The sequence below is a fragment of the Vibrio sp. CCB-PB317 genome (assembly GCF_022808245.1).
Lineage (GTDB): Bacteria > Pseudomonadota > Gammaproteobacteria > Enterobacterales > Vibrionaceae > Vibrio > Vibrio diabolicus.
Genome location: NZ_JALGNU010000001.1, coordinates 1,530,408 through 1,556,813 on the forward strand (window position 1 = coordinate 1,530,408; position 26,406 = coordinate 1,556,813).

Consider the following 26,406-nt stretch of genomic DNA (forward strand, 5'->3'; position numbering starts at 1 on the left):
AACATCGCTTTGAGAAGTTAATTGCAATTTACCGAGGCTTAACTGTAAGGTTAAGCCTCGTTTGTTTTTATCGGCCGCTATGGATTTTCAACAACTTATCCTGAACAAGGAACGACGCTGGCAACGTAACCTGATGGTTATGTCGATCGTGCTCGCTGTACTCTCTGCCATCCACTTGATGGTCGGAGAAATTTTCCTTTCTCCTTTTCAATCTTTATCTGCATTTGAACATAAGCTACTGGTGGACTTGCGTTTACCGAGGTTGGTGTCTGCGGCAATTATTGGTGCTGCGTTAGCGGTATCTGGCGCGACGTTACAAGTGTTGCTTGGGAACGTTTTGGCTGAACCCGGCGTGCTTGGTATATCTGGTGGTGCAAGCTTAGCAATGGTCTTAATCATGTTCGCGTCACCTGTTCTTCCCACCCCGATTGTTTTTATGTTGGCAGCGATTGCAGGCTCGATGGTATTCACGTTTGTTTTGGTGGCGATAGCAAGGGCAATGCATCTGACGACGGCTCGATTGCTTTTGGTTGGTGTCGCATTGGGTATTTTATCGAGCGCGATTGTGACGTGGGCATTTTACTTCAGTGATGATCTTAGCCTACGCCAACTGATGTATTGGTTAATGGGCAGCATTGGTGGCGCAAGTTGGTATCAACATACCGTTACCTTGGTGATGTTACCAGTGCTTATCTGGTTATGTTGTAAAGGCAAGTCGCTTGATAAATTGATGCTTGGTGAGATTCATGCGACCCAATTGGGAGTCGATGTACATCAAATGCGTTGGAAACTGATCCTCGCCATTTCTGTTTTGGTGGGGAGTTCAGTCGCTTTGGGTGGCATCATCAGCTTTGTTGGCTTAGTGGTACCGCACTTGTTGCGTTTGGCTTTTGGTACAGAAAACCGTTATTTATTGCCACTTTCTGCAATATCTGGCGCTGCGTTACTTGTATTTGCGGATATCGGCGCAAGGCTGTTATTGGACGCCGCAGAGCTACCTTTAGGTGTCATGACAACATCGATTGGCGCACCTATTTTCATCTGGATGCTGGTGAAGAGTCATGATGCACGTTAAACATATGTCGGTTGGTAGTCGATTATTGCCTCTTTCTTTTGAATGCAAAGCAGGCGAAATCGTACATGTCGTTGGGCCTAATGGTTCAGGTAAGAGTACTTTATTGGCTGCGATTTCTGGTACGTTAAGCTACCGAGAGGGTATGAGTGGTGAAGTGTACGTTGGCGACAAAAACTTGCTTACTTTACCGTTGCCAGAGCAAGCTCATGTTCGAGGTTATTTGTGTCAGCAATCACGCCCAGCATTTAATGTTGATGTGTTTCAGTATCTCGCTTTATCTCTGCCAAGTGGTGCTGAGATTGCGGATATCAAAGTGCGTGATGCCGTCAATATGGTGGTGGAGCTGGTACAACTGCAAGATAAGCTTCATCGCAGTATTCAAACATTATCCGGTGGTGAGTGGCAGCGTGTCCGATTAGCAGGTGTATGTTTGCAGGTGTGGCGTACCATTAATCCTTTTTCGCAGTTTTTAATTTTGGATGAGCCAGCAGCACCGTTAGATATTGCGCAAGAGGGTCTGCTCTATCAATTGATTAACGCTATGGCGGCGCAGGGAATTGGAGTATTGGTTGCTAATCACGATCTCAATCGCACATTAAAGCACGCAGATAAAGTATTGCTGCTTAACAACGGTGTGCTGCACTCATCAGGAAATGCCGATACTGTGCTAACGGAAGAAGCTCTCGGGGAAGTGTTCAATACTCAAGTCAAAAAGGTCATCGTAGATGAACAACCTTATTTAATCTTTGATTAGTATTTAGGGACAATAAAAAACGACCTACTTGAGGTCGTTTTTTTTTAATCGAGATAGCCAAACTCAACGCTTATTGAGTTAACGGTTTTAGATCTGCTGGGCGGTAGTAAACAGATTTGAGTACTTTGCCTTTACGAATGGTTTTACCTTCCGATACGAAATCTTCGGCGCATTTCGCGATGATGTATTCACCTTTCTGCACCGCCATCAACTTGATGCCTTGTTCCGCGTAGAATGCTTCGGTTTCTGAGTACTCTTGCTCGTTACGGCATACTTTGCTCATGTTGCTTGAGTGCACTTCATCCCAGCAAGGAATAAATTCGATACCACGGTTTACCGCAACGTTTAATAGAAGATCAATTAAGTAGCTGATCGCCAGGTTGTCTTCTACTTTGCTGTGGCCAAGATGAACGAGACGGCCCATTAATACATACACGCTGTCTACGATGGCATCTGCTTGCTCAGTTTTACAATCTGCTTCTGCTAGCTCTGTTAGCTCTTCGATCGCCAAAGAGGTGTGTAGTGTGTCTGCTTGCGCATCAAGGCTTGCAGCGTCTGCGACTGGTAAGTCGAACGTACTACGGAACTCGGTGATATCACGGTATAAGTGATCAAAAATCTCTTGGGTTAGCTTTGACAGTTGCATTCTAATTTCCATTGAATCGATTGAAGCGGCAATGATATCAAACCGCACTTTGAACCCCAAGGGCATTGCATCTAACTGGTGATAAATCTGCCTTTGGGGAATGGTGGTGCTTAACGAAATAGGTAAGGGAACAGCTTTTTACGTTCTTCCTCTGAAAGGGCGGAAACACGAGCGATGTTTGAATCGGGAATGGATTCAGGGTCAGGATAGTGTTTTAGTACCTTTTCCATACTCTCTTCGCGAATCAAATGGAAGAGCGGGTAAGGAGAACGATTGGTCAGGTTTTCGTCGTCTTCAGGCCTTGCGCCACCAAAACAGTAATCAGGATGGAAAGTTGCTACTTGGAAAACACCTTCCCAGTTTTGCTGCTTAATTAATCCTTCAACCCAATCGATACAAAAGTTGTAGTCCCAGAAATCTTGTAGCATGTTGGGAACCACAACCAACGTGGTCTCAAGTTGTTCGGGCTCTGTGTTACTCAGCTCAATCAGCTGCAATAAAATATCTTCAAGAAGCGCTTCTTCTTGAATCGCTTCACTAACAAAGATTTTGATTTGTTTATTACGTTGCGGTTTGGCAGCAAACGGACAAAGGTTGAGTCCTATTACCACATCGTTGAGCCATTGATCGACCTGTTGAGTGATCGCTTCGATATCTGTGTTTTGTGTTGAATGCGTTGACATACGACTTTCTGGTTTTTATTAAAGTAGCGCAAGCATAGCAGAGTTGGTTATCCAAGTAATCAGAGAGGTATTACGCAAATGAGCGTACCTTAGCTACTCTTTAAACTCGCTGCGTCAGGTGTTTGGTCTGTATGCTTTCTTTCGGCGATATGTTTCAAATACGCAATCGCAGCAAACATTGCTAGGTAGACTGCGCTTCCCCCCATGAGAACACTCGACCAACCACCATGTTGCCAACAATAAAGAAGTAAGAATCCTCCCAAACTACCGCCTACGTAGTAGTGCACTAAGTAGAGCGCTGTCGCGGTGGCTTTGGCGCGAGTGGCATTCTGACCGACCCAACCGTAGGCGAGGGTATGAGTAAAGAAGGCACCAAAACTTATCAGCAACAACCCAAATAGCATTGCAGTCAAGCTTTCAACCGCCGCAATCCACATCCCCGTCATGCTCACTATCGCGCCCAAGAACATACCGAGGATTGAGGAATAACGTTTACTCCAGTGGCCTGCACAACGAGAGGAGAAAGTCCCTCCCAAGTAACAAATAAAGATCAGTGAGGCCAACCCGACGGGCACATTGTGAGGTTCACTCACCAGACGGAAACCCATTACGGAATAAAGGTTGACGAACAAAGCAAAGTTGAGTCCTCCTATCAGCATCGCGAACCACACGCGTTGGTTTTTAAAATGACCAATAAGCGCACGATTTTGATGGCGCAAACTGCTTGATGACGGGGTGAAGTTGCGCTGTGTTGGCAATAAATAGTGAACACCAATGACACCAAGAAGAGTGAACACCATCATAACTTCAATGGCAACATCAACACTGAAATTGTCCGCCAATAAGCCGCCGCTAATACGCCCTGCAATACCGCCTAATGAGTTAGCCGCAATGTACGTTCCAATTGCCATCGAGAAAGCGTGCTTGTCGAGCTCTTCTGCCATGTAAGCCACGGCGACCGCAGCAAAAGCCGCGAGCGCGACACCGATCAGTGCTCGACATACCACTAAAAACAGGAATGAGTCACCAAACAGCATCAAAGTGGAAAGGGTAGGAATCGAAAACAGACCGGCCATCATGACTGGCTTTCGTCCCACTGATTCTGACAACACAGCCATTGGAACGAGGCTAAAAGAGAGAGCGAGTGTTGAGGCCGCAAATAACCAGTTCACTTGCGTTTCTGAGATCGTGAAAATTTGGGCAAAAGTGGGCAGCATTGGCTGTAGTAGGTATAAATTTGAAAAAACCAAGAAGGAACCAAGCGCTAGCGAGAGCGTAATGCGTTTGTATTCCGGTGTGCCAAAACTGACCATGAATCCTGCCTAAAGTGAGCAAATGGAGAGACTGTGATCAATCTATCAGTTCGTTGTAAATTAAAAAAATATATTAAAAATATGGACACCATATATTTTTGATCTAATGGAATCGAAACAACTTAAACATTTTCTGGCGGTTGCTGAACATGGAAACATTACCCATGCGGCGAAAGCCCTGCATATTGCCCAGCCCGCATTAAGCATTTCTATCAAAAAGTTTGAGCAGTCTTTGGGCGTTACCCTATTTCGCCGTGATGATAAAAAAATCAGCTTAACGAAAGAGGGCGAAACGCTACTTGTACATGCCAAGCGGGTGATTCAACAGTTGCACGACGCGCAGCTCGCGATTGATGAGTTGAAAGGTTTAGCGAAAGGCGAAGTACGACTCGGGACGCCATCAATGATGGGCAGTTATTTCTTTCCACGAATTGTGATGGCGTTTAAAAGCCAGTTCCCGGAGTTAAAATTGACCTTGGTCGAAGCTGGGACTCAATCGATTCGTCGTATGCTGCTTAATGGTCAACTCGATATCGGTGTGATCAGTTGTGATAACGTGCCTGATGACCTAGAAACTGACCATTTATTTACTAGCCAAATGGTCGCAGTTGTTTCACCTGAGCATGAGTTAGCCCAGCGAGACTCTCTTACTTTTGATGAGTTCTTTGAACACGATTTGGTTATGTTTCAGCATGGCTATTTTCACCGCGAATTTTTGGATCAGGTGAGTGAGGAGCATGGGTTTACCATGAAGTCATCATTCGAGACCAACTTACTGCCTTTGATTTTGAGTATTGTGAAACAAGAGTTTGCGATTACCGCGTTACTGGAACTGGTGACTCAACATGAGTCGGGCGTTGTTGGCCTACCGTTTGAACCACCAGTGACGCTTGATCTGGCACTTGCTTGGCGCAAGCAGGGGTACTTATCAATAGCAGATCGAACGTTTATCGACTTTATCAAGCGCTACGTTTAAACGCAGCGCAGATTCATCGTCCGAGCACTAGTCGCCTTTGTACATCTTCTCGAAGTTCTTTGGGTTCCAGCCAATCATTACCCGATCACCAATTTTTAAAACTGGCACTGAACGAGCACCAAGCGCATCAAGTTCTTTGCGACCGCGTTGCATCTTAGCATTGCACAAACGATAGTTAATATTTTTCGAATCCAGATAACGTTGAGCATCTTTGCAGTGAGGGCATTTGTCTTTGACGTAAAGGACGACACGTTTCATTGAGTTTCTCTCCATTATCATTGGGAGGCGAAGTTTAACGGCCTTTCACCATAAATGAAAGGCGAAAGCTAAGGTGAAACTGTCCTTTATCTCAGGTATATTGAGCGCCTTTATTTTGTCATAACAGACGTTAATTCTATGCATCCGTCACTTCGATACATTCAAGGCTACCCACAAAACATCGTAGAGCAGGTGAGCTCATTGATAGCGAGTGGCAAGTTTGTTCCTTGGTTCGAAAAGCGTTATCCCGATAGGCACCAAATCAAAAGCGAAAGGGCGCTCTATGAGTACGCCATGGCAATCAAAAACCGCTACATGAAGAAAGCCGCGCCAATCAGTAAAGTTGTCTACGATAAGAAAATTCACGCGGTAAACAACGCGCTTGGTTTGCACAGTGTAATCAGTAGAAACCATGGCGGTAAGCTGAAGTCGAAAAACGAGATTCGCATTGCCAATGTATTTAAGGATGCGCCCGAGCCACTATTAAGAATGCTGGTGGTACATGAGTTGGCGCATACTCGTGAGAAAAACCACGACAAGGCGTTCTATCAGCTATGTTGCTACATGGAGCCTGAGTATCACCAACTCGAATTTGATGCTCGTTTGTTTATGATTTACCTCGATTTAAAAGCGAATTTGAATGAAGAACAATAATCACAACGCGAAGCAAGCAAAGCCAAAGACTTCAAAGGCGGCTCAGAATAAAGACGCGAATAAAGCCAAACCGAAGCGTGTTAAAGACAAAGTTGCGCGCAAATCCCCGCAGCCTGCAGGAAAGAGCGAAGTCGAGTTCATAAAAATAGCGAAGAATGGTTTGCATGAGCGTAATGTTCATCGAGGTCGTTACGATTTTAAAAAACTCGTGGAAAGTGAACCACAGTTAAAGCCATTCGTTATCAAAAATCCGAAAGGGGAAGACTCCATAAACTTCGCTGATCCTAACGCTGTCAAAATGCTCAATAAAGCATTGCTTGCTGCGTATTATGGTATCGAGTTCTGGGACATTCCCGACACCTATCTTTGCCCACCGATTCCGGGCCGCGCTGATTACATTCACCGAGTGGCAGAACTACTTGATGGTGAAGTAAAAGGTCAGTACGCGCACCAAAAAGTGAAAGCGTTGGACATTGGCGTGGGAGCAAACTGTATTTATCCGATTGTTGGTGTAACAAAATACGGTTGGCACTATACGGGCAGCGATGTCGATCCAAAATCCATCCAATCGGCTCAAACGATCGTAGAGCACAATCGTGTTTTGACGGGAAAAATTGCACTGGTACAGCAACACAATGATGCCAATATTTATCGAGGTATCATTCAACCGAATGATCGTTATGATGTGACGACATGTAATCCGCCATTCCACCGTTCGGCGGAAGATGCCGCTATGGGCAGCCAGCGTAAAATCGATAATCTAAAAGCAAACCAGCGTAAGAAAGGGCTAAAACCTCAAACCGCACAAGTAAAGACAAGTAAACCTGCGTTGAATTTTGGCGGTCAAAACGCTGAATTGTGGTGTGAAGGCGGAGAAGCGGCGTTTATCCGAAAAATGGCGAATGAAAGCCAAGCTTTTGCCGCGCAGGTCTTGTGGTTTACAACACTCATATCCAAAAAAGACAACGTTCGCCCGATGCGCAAGCAGCTTGAAAAATTGGGTGTGAAAGCCATTCGTGTGGTTGAAATGAGTCAAGGGCAGAAAGTGAGCCGCTTTGTAGCTTGGTCATACATGGATAAGCAACAGCGCAAAGCATGGATTGAACTAAAGTAACGTTGACCGTTTCACATTGAGCAATAAAGTAGGAAGCCCGCTGATATCAGCGGGCTTCTCTTTTTGGGAGATCTAAAACTTAATGATGGGCTCACAATCTAGTGAACTGAGAGTGACAAAGGTATCTGTTTTGGCGTAGTACAAGCCACAGGTTTCACCTCTTATCTGCAACGTATATTGGTCTGGAAGATCCGTATAGCTGCCATCCAACAGTTGATTGTTATTCCCTTTTACTCGTCCTTTTTCAATCAACAAATGCGGTGAAGATTCAAATACGTTATTTGCGATTCTAGGTGCTGGTGTCCCTTGGATTTCTGCGATCGCATTTTGAATCTCTATGACTGTTTCCGGAGAGTTCTTTTTACTCAATGCTTCAACGGGTTCTTGTGACATAGCTTGACATCCTATCAAAGAAATCGAAGTGCCTAAGAAAAGCGCAACCCGAATCAGCATTCGTAAAAAGTTAGTTGATCTCAACATGAATTGCCTCTGTTCGTAGCGGAGAGCGAAGATCGCTTAACTCCGGAGATGAAATGTTACGCGGCATGGCATTGAAACTTGAAGAGGAGACTGGCGGACAGGTTCCAGTTTCCATGTAGTTTAGTGCCGCAGAAAGCATACCTTCAGACGGATCGCCTAATGGTTTTGTTAGGTCATCATTGACCCAGCAACCTTCCACTCTATTGTTTAAGCCTAGCTCGGTATTGATTTGGCTCTTTGGAGTAGGAATAAAACCATCAGAGAAGTCGCCAAATTTTTTCTCGTTCGCTGACTTGAACTGAATAGTGTAGTACATAGTGCCGCAGTTTTGTTCTGCTGAGAACCCATACGGTTTACCTGTGGTTGTTGAGCCTATTTGGATAACCTCAACATCAATGCCGCGCAAAGCGTTGATCAACAGTTCACTTGAGGAAGCCGTGCCTCCTGAAGTCAGCACATATACGCGCTTTTTGTTCAGTGTCGGCAGCACTTGGTCCGAATACTTTTGTGCTGCCCAGTCTATTGCTAGATTCGTAAAGCGATAGATGTTATCCCCATCTTTAATGGTACGCATCACTTTGTCGTTGTGAATCAACTCACTGAAGACTCGGTTCTGACCAGCACCGCTTAGCATGTAGCCTACTTGCGAGGACTGAAGTACTAAGCCACCGCCGTTGTAACGTAAATCAACGACGATCTCGTCAACATTCTCTGCCGAGAGCGTACTGAACGCCTCAATAAGTGGGGCTTGAGCGCTTGGTTCAAAGGAGTTGTATTGTAGATAGCCGATCTGCATACCATTGTGTGCGATCACTTTGGCATTTTTAACTGGAGAAGTCATGACATCAGAGGCGGTAAGCGTCACGGTTTTCTCTAGGCCGTCAACACTCTCAAATGTGAAGGTGTAATCTTGATTGATGTCAGGGTTAAATAGAGTTTTATTAATAAAATCAATGTCGGACTGACTACCGGTGTTAACCACATCAATATTATTGATTTTTAGAAGCTTATCACCGCGAGCAATGCCGTTTCTATCAGCTGGAGAAGCTTCTTCAGTATAGGAGATACGAACGTCTCTAGGTTGTACGCCGCGTAGGAATGCCCAGTTAAAACCAAATCCAGCGACTAAACCAGATTGCGATGATTTCATCTCATCTTCATAAGGGACGGTAAAGTGGAAGCGATCTTTCGGTTTACCAGTCGTGGTAGTAGCAGAGGTGACCAATGTGTTGAAGTAATCCGTCACGGTTTTGTAGTTTGCTGGATTATTATCAGGAACTTCGTCATACCAAAGGTAAGTTTCGTTAGTAAAAGCTCTTAAAAAGAGTTTTTCGTGTAAAGCAGAACCTAATTTATCTGGATAGGCGGCATAATTGTTATATGGGTCTCGACCCACTCGGGGGGTTTCACATTGGTTGACAAACGAGCTTGATGGTTGGCTAAAATCACCGGCTTTCCATGTTGGCCCGGTTGCGCTGCTAGTTGATGGAGTAGATGAATCATCACCGCCGCCACCGCCACAACCTTGTAATAATGCGAGAGTGACTGCCGTTGCTAAAGAATACTTAAATTTCACTTTTCTATGTCCTTATAAATAATAGAATTATAATTATCTGTTTTGCTTTTGTTTTTATTAGCTAGGTGAATGTATTAATTTAATTCGTTCGTCTGCAAATTTATATTTAAAGAGTGTGAGGTAAATAACGTAAAAATGGTTATCTTTTATTCTTAAAAATCCATTAGTTATTCCTTAAGTTCCTTAGCAGTTTCAACGTAATAATAAGGAAAAAAACAAAGGTGAAATGGAGGGTTCTCTTTGTCGACTAATTGTTGTTTGCTAAATAGAAAGTAAGTTTTGGGTCGGGAAATTCTATTTATTAGAGATTTAGCAGGAATAAATGATGCGTTCTAGGTTTGGAGTGAATCTTTAATCTGATGTTTTAATTTATTTTAGTCAATTGGGCGACGTGCTTTAACAGGCTTCCATCAATATCCGGTAAGTCATCTGCGAAAAATATCTGAGCGCCAGGAGTACAGCGCATTAATATATTTGTTAGTTCACCTTCGTTGTTGGAAGTGTTAACTGCGTTAAGTTTCGCTAATTTATTACAAAGCTCGTCCTCTATTTGCACTTTTTGCTCTTCGGTGAGCCTAATACGACCCACACACACACCTGGGTTGATGTTATGAGAAAGCGACTCTTGTTGAAATCGCTCTTTGAATAAGGTGTCCAATGCGGTACCTTCTTCCATAATAAATCGACGACCAGAACGGTAAAACAAGCCGTCTCCGAAGTTTTCGACATATCCTAGAATTTCCGCGATACGCAAATAGAATCGTAAGCTTGTATCAGAAAGTCCGTAAGTATGGGCTATCTCTTGCGGTTTAATATCACGAGAAGTCAGCATATAAATAAAATCAAGTAAATAAGGATGCTCAACGAAAAGGGCGCTCTCTTCATCTGTTAGCATTTGCTCGTTTTGGTGCTGAAGCTCGTTGGCTAAGGTTGCGAGTTCGATGAGATCGGTATTCAGGTAGTTCAGATAAACAAGTACTTTATCCAAACCTAAAGCAGGATTATGTAGGTGGCGTTTAATACTAGATAGAGGGATGCCACTTTTCTCTGACAAGGAATTGTAGCAAAGCCCTTCTTCTTTAATCTTTTGTCGTAGCGCTGCGAGTAAAAACTTTGGTCCAACATTCATCCTTGAATATCACCTTATTCGTTATTCCGTTTACTGGCTGATATTTTGCCTTTCAAGCAGCAGGTTTCGAATCGCTGTGCCTGCTTCTAGAATGTGTTTTTTCAGCAGATACTTGGCGCCTTCTATATCGCGATTTTGGCACATTTCAAACAAGCTTAAGTGCTCTTCTTCTGCCTTTTTAATGCCTGTTGTGAACAATAGCTGCATACGTATGTATCGGTCACACTTTGTGTTCAAGTTGTAAATGACGTCCATAGTTTCAGGCATGTTGGCTGGCGCATATAGGGCTTTGTGGAACTCGTAGTTGTAGTTGCTCCATTCTTCTACTTCGTCGCCACTGTTCACTACTGACTCGAAACGTTCGCGAACTTCTCGCGCGCGTTCAAGGTCAGCGTCTGTCATATTTTGAATCGCACGCTCTAAAATGTGGCATTCCACGACAGCGCGCAGTTCAAATAGCTCATTGATTTTCTCTGGAGATAGCTCAGTGACCGTCGCACCTTTGTGAGGTTCAAAGCTAACGAGTCCTTGTGCTTCCAATTGAACTAACGCTTCACGCACAGGAATTCGGCTAACATTAAACTCTTTTGCTAACGCATCTTGACGTAAAGGTTGACCAGTTTTTAACTCGCCCTTCAAGATCTGAGTTCGAATTGCTTCCTCAACGAGCTGAGTGCGCGTTTTAAAAACAGGTTTCTGTGACATTGAAGTCTCCCGTTAAATTAATATTGTATCCAATCCATTTTACTTTAGTAGTTTATTATTTTTCTGGCACAAACCAACTAGGAAAGAAGGTTTTGAGAAGTAGAGTGAAATAAAAGGCATCAGTTGATGCCTTTTTGAGCCATTTGGTGAGCTTATTGGGACACTCTGCCGTCTATGGCGCGTTGAATACCCAGTGGGTTTGACGCTTTTAATGAATCCGGCAATAAAGATTCTGGCAAAGCTTGATAAGCGACCGGACGCAACCAACGATGAATAGCCTCCGCACCGACAGATGTTGAGGCAGAATTGGTTGAAGCCGGATATGGTCCACCATGAACCATTGCGTAACCAACCTCGACGCCAGTTGGCCAGCCGTTGAATACAATTCGTCCGGCGATTTCTTCCAAACTTGGAAGCAGTTGCTTGGCTTGTTCTTCGTCTTCAGCGGTAGCGTGAAGGGTTGCGGTGAGCGAGCCAGTCAGTGAATCACTCAGTTTCAACATGTCATCGAAATCTTCACAGATTACGATTAACGATTGAGGACCAAATATTTCTTCTTCCCATTGCGGGTTTTCACGCCAGTTTTTACTGTCCGTCACGAACAGTGCTGGTGAGACATTGGTCACTTCTGCTTGTTCAGAGCGAGTTACATTAATGCCCGTTTCGGAAGCTCGCTTGTTAACTTCTGATTCATACGTTTCTCGGATTCCTTGCGTTAGCAAAGTGGCCGTTGATTGTTGTCGAATTAACCCTTGAGCAGTTTCGATAAAGGCTTGCGTTTCTGGGCTATTCAAGACAAATACAACGCCTGGTTTTGTACAAAATTGTCCACAGCCCAAAGTCATAGAAGCCACAAACTCTTCAGCCAATGATGCGTTTTCTCGTATGGCTGAAGGGAGAATAAATGTTGGGTTAATCGCCCCTAGTTCGCCATAGAAAGGGATTGGCTCTGGTCTTTGCTGAGCTAGGTTAAACAGCGCACGGCCACCACCGACTGAGCCTGTAAAACCAACCCCTTTAATTTTTGGATGGGTAACGAGTGCTTGGCCAAGTGCGCGTTTGTTGCCTTGCAATAGCGTGAAGATGGCTTGCGGTAAGCACTCTTTCTCAAGTGCAGCCTCAATACACTTAGCAACAAGTTGACTGGTGCCAGGGTGGGCGGTATGGCCTTTTACAATCACAGGACAGCCAGCTGCCAGTGCCGAAGCCGTATCACCACCAGCCGTAGAAAATGCGAGCGGAAAATTAGACGCACCAAACACGGCGACAGGGCCAATTGCGATTTGTTGACGGCGAATATCTGGTTTTGGCAGTGGTTGACGGTTTGGGTTTGGCGTATCGAAAATTGCTTGATGGTGATTACCCGATCTCACGACCTCGGCAAATAGTCGTAATTGGCTCGCTGTACGTCCTATTTCACCGCTTAAACGTGCTTCGGGAAGAGCAGTTTCCAAATGAGCACGAGCAACGATTTCTTCACTCTTCACTTCCAATTCAGAGGCGATAGAGCAAAGTAAGCTCGCTCGCTTTGCATTGCTTAGTTGGCGAAACTCACGCGCAACGCTTTGGGCGGCTGAGGCGGCTTGATTAACTTCTTGCTCTCCATGTACCGGAAACGCTGTGGGTAGAGGCTCACCAGTAAAGGCGTTGACTGCGTAAAAAGTGGTTGGTTCTTGTGGGTTCATCATTCTTCCTTACTATCCTTATTACTTCACTTCAAATCCGTACGCATATGGGTCTTCATCGTCTACCCATATCGTGTTGTGACCGTATACTTGTGCCCATCCTTCAATACTTGGCAAAATAGCTGCTTTGCCATTCACTTCGGTAATGCCTTCTATACGTCCTTGAAATAGGCTGCCGATGATACTTTCGTGAACAAAGTCTTCTCCTTGATTGAGTTTGCCTCTTGCATGCCATTGCGCCATGCGTGCACTAGTGCCCGTACCACATGGCGAGCGATCCAACGCTTTGTCGCCGTAAAACACAGCATTTCGAGCGGTGGCGTTTTCTTGAGTGGGCTCTCCGGTCCATAGCACGTGAGAAACACCGCACACTGTCGGATCTTCTGGATGTACGCATTCAACCGCGCGAGATACCGCTTCGCGAACTTTTGGTGAAAGCATCAAAATTTCATCTGGAGAGTAGTGTTCAAGTCCGGCGTAGTTTTCTTGAGGATCGACGATTACGTAATAGTTTCCGCCATAAGCAACATCGACAGTGAGCTCACCTAAGCCCTCTATGTCCACGGTTACGTCTTGGTGGGCAAGGTAAGCTGGTACGTTAAATATCTTTACCGACGTGACCTTGTCACTTTTTGTTTGGTAGTGCACTTCGATTTGTCCTGCTGGGACATCAAGTATCAAACGACCTTCTTTTTTGGGAGTGATAAGGCGATTCTCGATAGCGGTGGTGACGGTTCCAATGGTGCCGTGGCCACACATTGGTAAGCAGCCACTGGTTTCAATAAACAGAATTGAAGCGTCTGCGTTATCGCTGCAAGGAGGCAAGACAACGGACCCCGACATCATTGAGTGTCCGCGAGGCTCAAACATGAGTGCCTGACGAATCCAATCATAATGCTCAAGAAAGTATTGGCGCTTTTCGCTCATGGTATTGCCTTCGAGTGGAGGCACACCGCCTGCGACCAGCCTAACTGGGTTGCCGCAGGTGTGGGCATCAATACAGAAAAAAGTTCCTTGTCTCATTTTTCGCTCCTTGCTGAAAAAATGGTTGAATTAAACAATAGTGATGTTAACGTAATGTAAAATATATTGTATACAATCTACGTTTTCAAGTGTGACTCGGAGCATATTTATGTTGGTCAAGGATGAAACCAAAAAGGAAAGGATCGCCGTGATAGGTGCGGGGATTATTGGCTTATCAATTGGATTGAAGTTGCAGCAGCAAGGTTATCAAGTCACAATTTTTGATCCCAACGGCGTGGGGAATGGATGCTCTAAGGGAAATGCAGGTCATATCGCGACTGAGCAAATCTTCCCTCTTGCAACGCCAGCGCTGCTTCCACAATTACCTAAAATGCTGCTAGATCCCAAAAGTCCGGTTTCGATCCGTTGGCAAGATATTCCAAACACAATCGGGTGGATGATTCGTTTTCTATTACAAACAAAGCCATCAGCCGCGAAGCGGGCAAAAAACGCGATTAAGAGTCTTAACGAGCGGTCAGTGGCAAGTTGGCGTGGCGTGCTTGATTCAATCGGAAAAGCACATCTAATAAAAATGAATGGTTCATTGCTCACTTTTGAAAACGAGAAACTGTTTAAAGACTACCAAAGTACGCTTAACTCACTGGCTAAAAACGGTGTGGCGTATCAAGTTTGGACACAAGAGGCGATTCGAGAGCGGATACCTGATCTCAGCCATAAGGTTCGTGTCGGAGTCTTTTTTCCCGAAACAGGTCATACGCTAGACCCTTATCAGCTCTGTGCTGAGCTAAGTGAAGCCTTTGAAGTTCTTGGCGGTAAGGTTTTACAAAAAGGTGTATCTGCGTTGGCGAAAAATGGCGATGTGCTGGTTGAGTCTCAAACACATTCATTTGACCGAATCATTGTTGCCGCAGGTGTACATTCTAAGCCTTTGATACGGCAACTAACCGGAGTCAAAGTGCCTATTCAAGCCGAGCGTGGTTATCACCTAATGGTGGATGACAAGCGTGATGTATTGCCATTTCCTATTAGCTCTGCCGATAGAAAATTCATCATGACTCCTATGTCAGGTGGGTTACGCTTGGCAGGCACTGTTGAGTATGCCGATGTAGAGTCACCACCCAATATGAAACGTTCAGAAATGCTTTTTCAGTTAGGTGATGAGATGTTTGAATCGGGGTTACATCCACTCAAGCAAGGAGAAAAGTGGATGGGGAATCGGCCTTCAACAGTCGACTCGTTACCGGTTATTGATAGCATTTGGGATGGAAATGTATTACTGGCATTTGGTCACCAACACCTTGGATTAACTCAAGCGGCGATTACGGCAGATCTCCTTTTAGAGCTTATCGAAGGAAAGCCGACATCGATTGATCTTTCACCTTTTTCACTACAACGATTTGCCTGAAAAATTTAATATTAAATATTGTATAAAATATATTAAATGCCAATGTTAACTTGATTTTAACAAAAACTGGTGTCCAACAGCCGTATTCGGATGCCTCCAGAAAAACAACCAAAAGGAGTAAAACATGTCACGAATGACCAAAGCACCATTGGCGCTGTTGATTTCAGGAATGCTGTTGGGGACCTCTGCTTATGCTGAAGACAAATTGACGGTCGTATCTTGGGGTGGTGCATTCACCAAGAGCCAAGTGGAGGCATATCACAAGCCTTTCATTAAAAAAACAGGTGTAGAGATCGTATCCGAGGATTTCAGCGGCGGATTAGCCGAAATTAAAGCGCAGGTGGAAGCGAACAACGTGCGCTGGGATTTGGTTTCTCTCGACAAGCCGGACATTGTTCGTGGTTGTGCAGAAGGGCTATTAGAACCAGTGAGCCCAAGTATTTTGCCTCCGGGCGCAGATGGAACACCAGCACAAGAGGATTTCATTGATGGTGCGATTCACGAATGCGCAATCAATACCATCGTTGTGTCCACAGTATTAGCGGTGAACGAAGACGCGTTTAAAGGTAAGGCTTTGCCTAGCAAGTTGACCGATCTTTTTGACCTAAAAACTTTTCCAGGTCGACGTGCATTGCAAAAACAACCTCAGGGCAATCTTGAGTGGGCACTATTGGCAGATGGTGTAAAGCCAGAAGAGGTCTACAGCCTGCTCGAAACCGAAGCGGGGCGTGAGCGTGCTTTTGCTAAGTTGGATACGATCAAATCAGAAGTACTGTGGTGGACAACTGGTGCCCAGCCACCTCAAATGCTTGCTGACAAAGAAGTGGTGATCGCCTCGGCGTTTAACGGCCGAATTCACAATGCCCGTAAAGATGAAGGTCAACCATTTCGGATTATATGGGACCGTCAAATGGGTTACATGAATGGATGGGCGATACCTAAAGGGAGTGAGAACACAAAGCTTGCATTGGACTTCATCGCTTTTTCTTCAGGAACAAAACCATTAGCTGATCAAGCTAAGTACGTTGCCTATGGGCCTACGCGTAAGTCGTCTTCGGCGGAGGTGAACCCAGACATTTTAGCGAACCTTCCTACCGCACCTCAAAACTTCCAAACCGCCTTCCTGATTAACGATGAATGGTGGTCAGACTACGCGGATGAACTAAATGAAGAGTTCAATACCTGGCTGCTTAACTAGGCGTTAATTTGTGTATGGGGCCGAGTTTTCATCCATAAGCGAGGTTCCGTACTTTTCCTCAACTGTATTTATGTTTTCGGAGAAATGATGAAAGTCATCGAAGCACAGCAAGTCGCGCAATGTTTAACAATGAAGTCTCTTATTGAAACGATGCGTGAAATGTACTCGCGGCCAGCGACAATACCTCAACGCCGAGTCATACCCTTAGAAGAGGGAGAATACGAGGCGTTTGCGCTACTTCCAGCTTGGAACCAGGAGTTGATTGCGGTGAAAGCCTTTACGTATTTCCCGCATAACCCTGAGCAAGGCAAAGATACGCTTGCATCTAAGCTACTTGTTTTTAGACGAAATGATGGTGAGCCGGTCGCACTCGTAGACGGTAAAGTTTTAACGTTTTGGCGCACCGCCGCAGCTTCTGCACTGGCAGCGGACTATTTAGCGCGCCCCAATGCTGATCGTCTGTTGATCTGCGGAACGGGCAATCTTGCGCCTTATTTTGCGTGGGCATACGCTGCGGTTCGCCCACTTAAGCAGGTTTACATTTGGGGGCGCAACTCAGACAAAGCCGAGGCGACGGTAGATGCCATTGTGTCATCTTCAGAGTATCAGTCGCTTCCTGATGAGCGTCGGTTTCGCGTTTCAGTTGTAGAAAATGTGGACCACGTTATCAAACACGTTGACATCATCAGCTGTATTACCGCATCAGCAGAGCCTTTGTTTGATGGCGCAGACGTGCAGCCGGGCACCCATATTGATTTGGTCGGTAATCATGACTTGGACAAGCGTGAATGCGACTCTAAAGCAGTGCAACGAGCGCAGGTGTATGTCGATAGCCGCATTAATGTATTAGCCGAAGCGGGCGATCTTCTCATTCCAATTCAAGAGGGCGTGTTCACGTCAGACGATATCAAAGGGGAATTACCGCAGCTTTGTGCCCAACAAATCTCAGGACGTCAAAACGATGAGGTCATTACTTTATACAAATCAGTTGGCAGTGCTTTGGCTGATTTGGCCGCTGTAAAGGCGGTGTTGTTAGAAAATGGCATAGATAGCCATGCCTGAGCATTTTTGCTCGTTTATTTAAATTGCATACAATATACATATAAGGAAAGTAGTTCATGAAAATTGATTGGAAAGGTGTTTATCCGGCGGTCAGTACGCAATTTCGTCAAGATCAGTCAATCGACTTAGACGCAACGCAAACCGTTATAGACAACCAGATTAAAGATGGTGTGAATGGCATTATCTGCTTGGGTACCGTCGGTGAGAACTGCGCGTTGTACCCGGAGGAGAAACGCCAGGTCTTGCAAGCGGCAAACGAAGTCGTAAATGGCCGTGTGCCTTTGATTGCTGGTACAGCAGAGTCTATTACCACAGCAGCTGTTGATTACATGCAGGATGCGTACAAAATTGGTATCGATGGTTGTATGGTGATGCCTGCCATGGTTTACCGCACGTCTGAGAGCGAAACGTTCGAATATTACCGCACGCTAGCAAAAGCAACGCCAGAAATGCCAATCATGATTTACAACAACCCGGTTGCTTATGGTGTCGATGTAAACCTCGATATCATGGCGAAACTGGCTGAGTTTGAAAGCATTGTAGCTATTAAAGAGTCGACCACTGATACTCGTCGTATCACTGAGCTTTACAATAAATTTGATGACCGCTTTACCGTGTTCAGTGGTGTTGATGACATTGCTCTTGAATCATTGATGCTAGGCGCGACCGGCTGGATTTCTGGTTTAACCAACGCATTCCCAGAAGAATCCGTCGCGATTTATAAACTGGCAAGCCAAGGTCGTTATGCTGAAGCGTTAGAAATCTACCGTTGGTTCTTACCGCTACTGCGTTTAGACACCATTCCTACGCTGGTTCAGTGCATTAAACTGGCCGAGCAAGTCTGCGGACGTGGATCTGAACAAGTTCGTGCGCCACGCCAACTTTTACAAGGTGAAGAGCGTCAACAAGTCATTCAAATGGTTGAACATGCGTTAGAAACCCGCTTAGACCTATCCAAATACTATCTGTAATTGTGCTGTTTAGTAGAGCGTTAACTGACGCTCTACTCATTCGTAATATTCAAAAAATGAGAAGAGGGAAGTCATGAGCACGGAAAACAAGGACTATGTCAGCTTTCAACACGTTAAGAAAACCTACGATGGCACGAATTTGGTGGTGAAAGACTTCAACTTAGATATTGCTCCTGGAGAGTTCGTTACTATGTTGGGGCCGTCAGGATCGGGCAAGACCACTTGCTTGATGATGCTAGCAGGCTTTGAAACTGCGACCGGTGGAGACATTTATATCGATGGCGTTCCTGTCAATCATCTCGCGCCGCACAAGCGCGATATTGGTATGGTGTTTCAAAACTATGCGTTGTTTCCACATATGACCATTGCTGAGAATCTTGCGTTTCCTTTAAAGGTGCGAAAACTCGACAGTGACATGATTCAAAGCAAAGTTCAGAGTGTATTAGAAATGGTCGAGCTTGAGCATGTTGCGACTCGATACCCAAAGCAGTTATCAGGTGGTCAACAACAGCGTGTTGCGTTAGCGCGAGCATTAGTGTTTGAGCCTAAACTCGTGTTGATGGATGAGCCGCTAGGCGCATTAGATAAGCAGCTGCGTGAGCAAATGCAGATGGAAATTAAACATTTGCATGAAAAGCTTGGTATCACCATTTTGTATGTGACGCACGATCAAGACGAAGCTCTCACTATGTCCGACCGTATTGCGGTTTTTAATCACGGCGAAGTGCAACAACTCGCGACACCAACCGAGCTTTATGAATCTCCGAGTAATACGTTTGTTGCGCAGTTTATCGGAGAAAACAACCAACTCTTAGGTTTAGTCAAAGAGTGGAACGGAAAGTATTGCCAAGTGCTCGTTGGGAAAGAGTTATTTACTGCGAAACCTGTCAGAGTCTCTGAGCAAGGGCAGAGGACAACACTTTCCATTCGACCAGAAAAGATTGTTATTCAACCAGAGAAAGCGTCTTGTGAGAACCAAGTCTCAGGCGTCCTACGAGAATTGATTTATCACGGTGATCATTATCGTCTGGTCGTCGAAGTAGAGAGCGTTGGTCACTTCATCGTTAAAGTACCTAACGATAATCGTAAACACTTGCAGTTAACGCTTGGCTCCATTTGTCGTATTGGTTGGCAAAGTGACGATTGCCATGCTCTTGATGGGACACAAACTCAAAGTAGCGAGGTAGCAGCATGAGTCGAGAGCTAACCGCATTAGATTCTGTATTGGAAGTCGAACGTCAAGTTCATCAGCAAGAAACCAATCTGAAAGCGCAGCTGCAAAAGGCGGAGCGCCGAAAAAAGCTTCGTTCTATTATGCTTACAATTCCATTGGTGTGCTTTATCCTGTTTACGTTTGCTTTTCCTATCCTCGACATGCTTTATCGAAGCGTGGATAACCGAGAAATATCCCAGTCACTCCCACAAACTATTCAAGCCTTAGAAAGTTGGGATTATCAAGGTCAGCCTCATCAAGAAGTCATTGAGGCATTCTCTGTTGAAGTACTTGCGCTTTATCAAAGCAAAGAGCTACCGAAAATAGCCAGCCGGATGAATATTGAAGAGTCTGGTATGCGCAGTTTACTCATGAAAACCGGCAGAAAGTTGTCTCGTTTGACGTCGCTGCCGAGCTCGGTGACACAGTTGGCCAAGCTTGATAAGCGATGGACTAATCCTAAATATTGGGCGGCGTTTAAGAATCTTAGTGGCGCATTAACATTCAGTCATTATCTTGCTGCGCTAGACTTGCAAGTGAATGAGTTTGGAGACATTGAGCCCCAACCAGAAAAACGCCAAATATACGTCGACCTTTTCTTTAAAACTTTTTGGATGTCTATTTCAATCACCTTAATTTGTTTGGTGATGGCGTACCCCGTTGCTTACCTGCTTGCCAATTTACCTGATAAGCGCGCGAACTTACTTTTAATCATTGTGCTGCTGCCATTTTGGACGTCATTATTAGTCAGAACCACGTCTTGGATTGTTCTGCTGCAAAACCAAGGGGTCATTAATGATCTCCTTATTTGGTCGGGTTTTACTTCCGAACGAATTCAGATGATTCACAATACCTTCGGAACGGTGGTGTCTATGGTTCACATTCTGCTGCCGTTTATGATCCTGCCTCTGTACAGCGTAATGAAAGGAATTAGCCCAACTTATTTCCGTGCCGCTCGTTCTCTAGGCGCGACGCCTTTCATTGCGTTCATCAAAGTTTATATGCCGCTTACGTTACCGGGGATAGGTGCGGGGGCCTTGCTCACTTTCATTCTTTCTATTGGTTTCTACATTACGCCCGCTTTGGTTGGTGGAAGAAGCGGACAGATGATATCCAATATGATTGCCTATCATATGCAGACATCACTGAACTGGGGGATGGCTGGCGCATTGGGTGGACTGCTTTTGTTCGTTGTACTGGTTCTGTTTTATATATTCAACCGTGTGGTTGGCATTAATAACCTTAAGGTAGGAGGATAACAATGGCATTACCAAACTATGCATCAAAAGTAGAGCGAGTTGCTTACGCAGGCTATTTAGTTTTTTGTGGGTTGGTGCTGTTCTTTTTAATCGCTCCAATTCTGACCATCATCCCGTTATCGTTTAATGCAACGCCTTACTTTACTTTTACCGAGGGGATGCTAAACCTTGATTCGGCAGCGTATTCTACTCGCTGGTATCAAGAAATGTTTACTAGTGATCAGTGGCTGTTGGCGCTGAAAAACAGCACGTTCATTGCTTTTATGGCGACACTCGTTGCAACAGGGCTAGGAACTCTGGCGGCGTTGGGTTTAGCCAGTAGTAATTTGCCTTTTCGCAATACGATTATGGCGCTGTTGATCTCACCTATGATCGTACCAGTCATTATCTCTGCTGCTGCGATGTACTTTTTCTACACACGCCTTGGCTTATCACAAACTTATCTAGGCGTCATTTTGGCACACGCCGCGTTAGGTACACCTTTTGTTGTCATTACCGTTACTGCGACCTTAAGCGGCTTTGATCATAGCCTGGTAAAAGCGGCGGCTAGCTTAGGAGCAAACCCTGTTTATACTTTCAGACACATTACCTTTCCGCTGATTCGTCCGGGGATGATTTCTGGCGGCTTGTTTGCTTTTGGCACATCGTTCGACGAGGTTGTGGTGGCGTTATTCCTGACTGGGGCAGAACAAAAAACCGTTCCGAGGCAGATGTGGTCAGGAATTCGAGAGCAAATTAGTCCGACCATATTGGCGGTCGCTACGTTGCTGATTTTTATGTCGGTGTGTTTGCTCGTGACTTTAGAAGTTCTACGTAGGCGTAATGTACGCATTCGAGGCATTCAAGAATAACCAAACTTTTTCTTTGTTGCTCGCTATGCACTTTTGTTTAGGGGCTCCTCAATTTTTGACCAAATGCGCCTCATTGTAGGCGCTTGTCTTTTGTGTTTATCGTCAGCGATGACTGACATGTCACTCTTGTAGCTTAATGCCAGCCTGCTCGAAACGTGCCAAAGGCGACTTGTTCGATTGCTGATACCAACTAGCTGGCATGTTTGGTTTAAGTCGGGCTTTTTCTTCCTTGCTAATCACAACATAGTGTAAAAACGCATCAAGTGTGGTTCCCATCACGTCAAACGTCATTTCCCCATCTTTGCTGATGGTTTTCAATAATCCAACGACGGCTTCCTCAGGGACTAACGGTTCAACCACCGCGTTTTTTCGCTCTTTTATTGATGTTGAAGCGGGCAGTCTTGCACGTGCCGTCTCCCAGCAAACTTTGTTGGTTTTACTGACAAGGTTGTGCTTGTAGCAGTAGTAACTGAATAAAAAGCGTGGCAGGTTTTGCCAGCGTTCGGCTTGGACTTCTAACCAAAGGTGTTGTAGCTCGATATCAGCGTCGGTCATAAATATTATGCTAGGTTACCAGAGTAGTGGCATTCTAACGTTTCATCAGTAACCCCGTCTATGATCAGCATAGTCCGATGTAGTATGTTGAAATTTTGGTTCTCAATGAAATAGTGGCTTTTCATTACTGTAAATAGTGAGTGTTTTGTCCAATCTCTGACATTGATATTTGACTTTGGTAGTAGAGTGTGAGCGTTTTTGTTTTTATAGTGTCAATTTTATACCGTTACATACTTGGGATTGCCTTTTCTAAAATAAATACTTTTATCAAAGTAACTGTGTGATTTTCATTCAAATAGTTGGTGGTTCTAAGTGATGAAAATTCTGTTTATTACGTTACAATCGAGATTAGGTAGTAATGTGTAGCGTGCTGACGAAAACCTCGCGTCTTCTATCTTGCTTTTTGTGTGCTACTTTTTAGTAAGTATCTTTTGGGTGGATTTTTATGTTTGGAGTTAAAAGAAATGCTGCTATATCTGGCTTGTATCAAGCAAGTGAGTTAAAAGCAAAGCTGTTCTCCAAGGAGTTGGAAATCTTAAGACTTAGGGCTGAGTCTGAGTTTAATAAAGTGCTCGATGAGTTACTAAGAATTAAAGATAACAATACCAGACTACGTGAAAGTGGACTTATTGATAAGCTCGAGCAAGAAAAGTCTAAGTGGAACAGCGGTCAGCTTAAAGATATCGAACAGCGCATAAGTAACGTTGAGCTCTTTATCAAGGATTGTGTTTTATATATCAGCAACATTGAAACCCAATTCGCTAAAGATAGCGACTCAGGGTATGGTGAATTGAGTTGCCGTGCTCTTGAAGATGAATTGGAAACACTGTCTTTTAGTAAGATCCTTAACGCATCAGCGCATGAGTACTTTTATAATTCTAAAGAGTATGAAATGTACCTTGAAAACACACCAAATACCGAATTTTTGCATGCGTTAAAAGAACAAATTACCGCACTCTTCGACCACAAAGCAGCCTAGAACCTACAGAGTATTAGCCCATTGTCCGATTCCTTCTTTAGGGGCTTTGATTCGCGAATTTTTACCGACCCGCTTTGGAGTATACCTAGCCATTTAACGTGCTGGGTATACCCGTTTAACTACACGTTTCTTCTCTAGCTCATCTCTATTTTTTAACAAATACGAATTTTTAAAGCTCACTCCGTGTTCCTTCTGGTACCAAAAACTGATACCGCCACATCTAGTTGTTAACAAAATGTTTCTTCTTGTCTTGCGAGTAGATTATATGGAGATGCTCTTGCAGTAATAAGGGCAGTGGCGATGCAAAAGACGTAATGCATCTAAGGAAAACTCAATATAGAAGAAATTAGATGGAACTGAAGATTTTGAGTGTCGCGATTGCGACAACGTTAACCAGCACTGGCGTATTTGCGTTAAGCGAGCCAGTTTCTCAAGTTACAGAGCAACATGCACATTCGGCTCATACACACGGTGTTGAATCCAATCGAGTTGAATACCAACCAACCGCAACTCTCCCTATTCAGCCCTCCAAGGTAACTCGAGTACAGTCACTCGAAAGCCTTGATGAGTCGAGCACAGCTTGTGATTTGGAGGCATTGGTTACCGAAAGCAGTAACCAATTGATCAGCGAAATTTTAAGTCAGGGCGCGACGTGTGTGAACCAGTTATTCTCTGCTGAAAGTCGGATTCAAGAGTCGGTATTTAGCTCCGATCATATGTACAACATCGCTAAGCACACTACGACATTGGCGAAGGGGTATACGGGTGGCGGGAGCGATGAACTAGAAACGTTGTTCTTATACTTACGCGCGGGTTATTACGCCGAGTTTTACAATGACAACATCTCATTTATTGAATGGGTCACACCAGCGGTGAAAGAATCAGTGGATGCGTTTGTTAATAACGCAAACTTCTACGAGAACAGCGACCGTCACGGCAAAGTGCTTAGTGAGGTCATCATCACTATGGATAGTGCCGGCTTGCAGCACGCGTACTTACCGCAAGTGACCCAGTGGCTTACACGTTGGAATGATCAATACGCCCAGCACTGGTATATGCGCAATGCAGTTAACGGTGTTTTCACTATTTTGTTTGGTGGGCAGTGGAACGAGCAATTTGTGCAAGTAATTGGTAACCAAACAGACCTTGCCAAAGCTTTAGGCGATTTTGCTCTAAGGGCGTCATCAATCGGTGCTGAAGATGAGTTTATGGCCGCGAATGCGGGGCGAGAGCTCGGGCGTCTGACCAAGTATACGGGTAACGCGAGTTCTGTTGTGAAGAGTCAGCTGAGTCGAATCTTTGAACAGTATGAAATGTATGGTCGGGGTGACGCGGTTTGGCTTGCGGCGGCGGACACCGCCTCATATTACGCAGATTGTAGTGAGTTCGGAATTTGTAATTTCGAAACTGAGCTAAAAGGCTTGGTGCTATCGCAAACTTATATTTGTAGCCCGACAATTCGAATATTGTCCCAGAATATGACGCAAGAGCAACACGCGGCCGCATGTTCTAAAATGGGTTACGAAGAGGGTTACTTTCATCAGTCTTTAGAAACTGGTGAACAGCCAGTAAAAGATGACCACAACACTCAGCTCCAAGTCAATATATTCGATTCAAGCACCGATTATGGTAAGTACGCAGGGCCAATTTTCGATATTAGTACTGACAATGGCGGTATGTACTTGGAGGGCGACCCTTCCCAGCCGGGGAATATTCCCAACTTTATTGCTTATGAAGCCTCTTATGCGAACGCGGATCACTTTGTCTGGAACCTAGAGCACGAATACGTGCATTACTTAGATGGTCGATTTGATCTCTATGGAGGGTTTAGTCATCCAACTGAAAAAATAGTGTGGTGGAGTGAAGGCATTGCAGAGTATGTCGCTCAAGAAAATGACAACCAAGCAGCACTTGAGACGATTTTAGACGGCTCGACGTATACCTTAAGTGAGATTTTCGAGACTACTTATGATGGGTTTGATGTCGGTCGAATTTATCGTTGGGGGTACTTAGCTGTACGTTTTATGTTTGAAAATCATAAAGATGACGTAAACCAAATGCTGGTGGAAACACGCCAAGGGAATTGGAGCAATTACAAGGCCACGATCACCCAATGGGCGAATTTGTATCAAAGTGAGTTTGAGCAGTGGCAGCAAGCCCTTGTCTCAAATGGTGCACCTAATGCAGTCATAACCGCAAACAGTAAGGGGAAAGTCGGTGAAAGCATTACATTTAGCAGTGAAAACAGTACAGACCCAAACGGGAAGATCGTCAGCGTCTTATGGGACTTCGGTGATGGCTCGACAAGTACACAAACCAAGCCGACGCACCAATATGGGAGTGAAGGGGAGTATTCGGTCAGTCTAAGTGTTACAGACAGTGAAGGCTTGACGGCAACCGCCACTCATAGTGTTTTTATCTCAACGTTGGGCGGTAATGACACATTGCCACAAGACTGCGCGGTGCAAAGTAAAGTAAGCGGTGGACGCCTAACAGCAGGAGAGCCTGTTTGCTTGGCAAATCAACAAACCATTTGGCTGAGCGTGCCAGCGGTGAATGAGAGCTCAAATCTGGCGATAACGACGGGAAACGGTACGGGCAACCTAAAGCTTGAATACAGTAACTCGGGTTGGCCGGATGGTACTAATCTTCACGGGTGGTCAGATAATATTGGTAATGGAGAGTGTATTACGTTGTCAAATCAGAGTAACTACTGGGGCTACGTTAAAGTCTCTGGTGACTTTGAGAATGCCGCCATCGTCGTTGATTTTGATGCTCAGAAGTGTCGTCAGTAGGGCATTAACTGCATCATTTTAATTTAATTGATCGCCTCGCTAACATTGCGGGGCGTTTTTGTTTTTCACGCCGTTATCTCTATAAA

Annotated in this window: 25 protein-coding genes; 14 read left to right on the top strand and 11 right to left on the bottom strand. The window is 44.8% G+C overall.

The window, feature by feature from the left end; translation table 11 throughout:
- Positions 1-79 precede the first annotated feature (79 nt).
- Together btuC and btuD are read left to right on the top strand one after the other, a co-directional pair.
- Positions 80-1,075, top strand: a complete 996-nt coding sequence (gene btuC, locus MTR11_RS07075; RefSeq protein WP_031780659.1) for a vitamin B12 ABC transporter permease BtuC — start codon at positions 80-82, stop codon at positions 1,073-1,075.
- Entirely contained in the window at positions 1,062-1,829 is a 768-nt protein-coding gene (btuD, locus tag MTR11_RS07080; RefSeq protein ID WP_243327201.1) for a vitamin B12 ABC transporter ATP-binding protein BtuD, read from the top strand. The genes btuC and btuD overlap by 14 nt, the downstream gene beginning before the upstream one ends.
- A gap of 70 nt (positions 1,830-1,899) precedes the next feature.
- On the opposite strand, the gene MTR11_RS07085 is transcribed toward btuD, so the two are convergent.
- The 3 genes from MTR11_RS07085 to MTR11_RS07095 all read right to left on the bottom strand — a co-directional run bounded on the left by MTR11_RS07085 (position 1,900) and on the right by MTR11_RS07095 (position 4,471).
- Positions 1,900-2,475, bottom strand: a complete 576-nt coding sequence (locus MTR11_RS07085) for a nucleoside triphosphate pyrophosphohydrolase family protein (protein ID WP_005397767.1) — start codon at positions 2,473-2,475, stop codon at positions 1,900-1,902.
- A gap of 110 nt (positions 2,476-2,585) precedes the next feature.
- Positions 2,586-3,158, bottom strand: a complete 573-nt coding sequence (locus tag MTR11_RS07090; protein ID WP_243327202.1) for a DUF1415 domain-containing protein — start codon at positions 3,156-3,158, stop codon at positions 2,586-2,588.
- Positions 3,159-3,247: 89 nt separating this feature from the next.
- Positions 3,248-4,471: an MFS transporter gene (locus MTR11_RS07095; protein ID WP_243327203.1), complete on the bottom strand. Its 1,224-nt coding sequence runs from the start codon at positions 4,469-4,471 to the stop codon at positions 3,248-3,250.
- A gap of 106 nt (positions 4,472-4,577) precedes the next feature.
- On the opposite strand from MTR11_RS07095, the gene MTR11_RS07100 reads away from it, so the two are divergent.
- Positions 4,578-5,447: a LysR family transcriptional regulator gene (locus MTR11_RS07100; protein WP_005397760.1), complete on the top strand. Its 870-nt coding sequence runs from the start codon at positions 4,578-4,580 to the stop codon at positions 5,445-5,447.
- A gap of 27 nt (positions 5,448-5,474) precedes the next feature.
- Here MTR11_RS07100 and MTR11_RS07105 read toward each other — a convergent pair whose 3' ends face one another.
- Positions 5,475-5,705: a glutaredoxin family protein gene (locus MTR11_RS07105; protein ID WP_005377871.1), complete on the bottom strand. Its 231-nt coding sequence runs from the start codon at positions 5,703-5,705 to the stop codon at positions 5,475-5,477.
- 138 nt (positions 5,706-5,843) lie between these two features.
- Here MTR11_RS07105 and MTR11_RS07110 point away from each other — a divergent pair, with 138 nt between their 5' ends.
- Positions 5,844-6,359: a M48 family metallopeptidase gene (locus tag MTR11_RS07110; protein ID WP_005377870.1), complete on the top strand. Its 516-nt coding sequence runs from the start codon at positions 5,844-5,846 to the stop codon at positions 6,357-6,359.
- Entirely contained in the window at positions 6,346-7,473 is a 1,128-nt protein-coding gene (gene rlmF, locus MTR11_RS07115) for a 23S rRNA (adenine(1618)-N(6))-methyltransferase RlmF (RefSeq protein ID WP_243327204.1), read from the top strand. Before MTR11_RS07110 ends, rlmF begins: the two co-directional genes overlap by 14 nt.
- Before the next feature lie 72 nt (positions 7,474-7,545).
- Here the strand turns inward: rlmF and MTR11_RS07120 are convergent, their stop codons facing one another.
- The 6 genes from MTR11_RS07120 to MTR11_RS07145 all read right to left on the bottom strand — a co-directional run bounded on the left by MTR11_RS07120 (position 7,546) and on the right by MTR11_RS07145 (position 14,071).
- Positions 7,546-7,866: a hypothetical protein gene (locus MTR11_RS07120; RefSeq protein ID WP_053350410.1), complete on the bottom strand. Its 321-nt coding sequence runs from the start codon at positions 7,864-7,866 to the stop codon at positions 7,546-7,548.
- 70 nt (positions 7,867-7,936) lie between these two features.
- Positions 7,937-9,529, bottom strand: a complete 1,593-nt coding sequence (locus MTR11_RS07125) for a S41 family peptidase (RefSeq protein WP_243327205.1) — start codon at positions 9,527-9,529, stop codon at positions 7,937-7,939.
- Positions 9,530-9,893: 364 nt separating this feature from the next.
- Complete coding sequence (locus tag MTR11_RS07130) at positions 9,894-10,658, bottom strand: transcriptional regulator (protein WP_139060185.1); 765 nt, start codon at positions 10,656-10,658, stop codon at positions 9,894-9,896.
- 30 nt (positions 10,659-10,688) lie between these two features.
- Positions 10,689-11,363 (bottom strand): GntR family transcriptional regulator, encoded by a 675-nt coding sequence (locus MTR11_RS07135; protein WP_005377862.1) that lies wholly within the window; start codon positions 11,361-11,363, stop codon positions 10,689-10,691.
- Between the two features lie 152 nt (positions 11,364-11,515).
- The gene (locus MTR11_RS07140; RefSeq protein WP_199803924.1) at positions 11,516-13,048 is read right to left on the bottom strand and encodes an aldehyde dehydrogenase (NADP(+)); all 1,533 of its coding nucleotides are present in this window, start codon (positions 13,046-13,048) and stop codon (positions 11,516-11,518) included.
- A gap of 21 nt (positions 13,049-13,069) precedes the next feature.
- Entirely contained in the window at positions 13,070-14,071 is a 1,002-nt protein-coding gene (locus tag MTR11_RS07145; protein WP_243327206.1) for a 4-hydroxyproline epimerase, read from the bottom strand.
- Between the two features lie 109 nt (positions 14,072-14,180).
- Between MTR11_RS07145 and MTR11_RS07150 the strand changes: the two genes are divergently transcribed.
- The 7 genes from MTR11_RS07150 to MTR11_RS07180 all read left to right on the top strand — a co-directional run bounded on the left by MTR11_RS07150 (position 14,181) and on the right by MTR11_RS07180 (position 21,991).
- Complete coding sequence (locus MTR11_RS07150; RefSeq protein ID WP_243327207.1) at positions 14,181-15,437, top strand: NAD(P)/FAD-dependent oxidoreductase; 1,257 nt, start codon at positions 14,181-14,183, stop codon at positions 15,435-15,437.
- Between the two features lie 124 nt (positions 15,438-15,561).
- Positions 15,562-16,635: a polyamine ABC transporter substrate-binding protein gene (locus tag MTR11_RS07155; protein WP_017633955.1), complete on the top strand. Its 1,074-nt coding sequence runs from the start codon at positions 15,562-15,564 to the stop codon at positions 16,633-16,635.
- 87 nt (positions 16,636-16,722) lie between these two features.
- A complete protein-coding gene (locus MTR11_RS07160) occupies positions 16,723-17,697 on the top strand; it encodes an ornithine cyclodeaminase family protein (protein WP_243327359.1) in 975 nt (324 codons plus the stop codon).
- A gap of 56 nt (positions 17,698-17,753) precedes the next feature.
- Entirely contained in the window at positions 17,754-18,668 is a 915-nt protein-coding gene (locus tag MTR11_RS07165; RefSeq protein ID WP_243327208.1) for a dihydrodipicolinate synthase family protein, read from the top strand.
- A 73-nt stretch (positions 18,669-18,741) separates the two neighbouring features.
- Entirely contained in the window at positions 18,742-19,863 is a 1,122-nt protein-coding gene (locus tag MTR11_RS07170; RefSeq protein ID WP_243327209.1) for an ABC transporter ATP-binding protein, read from the top strand.
- Positions 19,860-21,140, top strand: coding sequence for an ABC transporter permease (locus tag MTR11_RS07175; RefSeq protein WP_243327210.1), 1,281 nt, complete (start codon positions 19,860-19,862; stop codon positions 21,138-21,140). The genes MTR11_RS07170 and MTR11_RS07175 overlap by 4 nt, the downstream gene beginning before the upstream one ends.
- Positions 21,141-21,142: 2 nt before the next feature.
- Positions 21,143-21,991, top strand: a complete 849-nt coding sequence (locus tag MTR11_RS07180; protein ID WP_005393492.1) for an ABC transporter permease — start codon at positions 21,143-21,145, stop codon at positions 21,989-21,991.
- 120 nt (positions 21,992-22,111) lie between these two features.
- Here the strand turns inward: MTR11_RS07180 and MTR11_RS07185 are convergent, their stop codons facing one another.
- Positions 22,112-22,546, bottom strand: a complete 435-nt coding sequence (locus MTR11_RS07185; RefSeq protein WP_150918561.1) for a hypothetical protein — start codon at positions 22,544-22,546, stop codon at positions 22,112-22,114.
- Positions 22,547-22,991: 445 nt separating this feature from the next.
- Between MTR11_RS07185 and MTR11_RS07190 the strand changes: the two genes are divergently transcribed.
- Both MTR11_RS07190 and MTR11_RS07195 read left to right on the top strand, forming a co-directional pair.
- Positions 22,992-23,525: a hypothetical protein gene (locus MTR11_RS07190; protein WP_012841894.1), complete on the top strand. Its 534-nt coding sequence runs from the start codon at positions 22,992-22,994 to the stop codon at positions 23,523-23,525.
- Positions 23,526-23,875: 350 nt separating this feature from the next.
- A complete protein-coding gene (locus tag MTR11_RS07195; protein ID WP_243327211.1) occupies positions 23,876-26,320 on the top strand; it encodes a collagenase in 2,445 nt (814 codons plus the stop codon).
- The last annotated feature ends 86 nt before the right edge of the window (positions 26,321-26,406 follow it).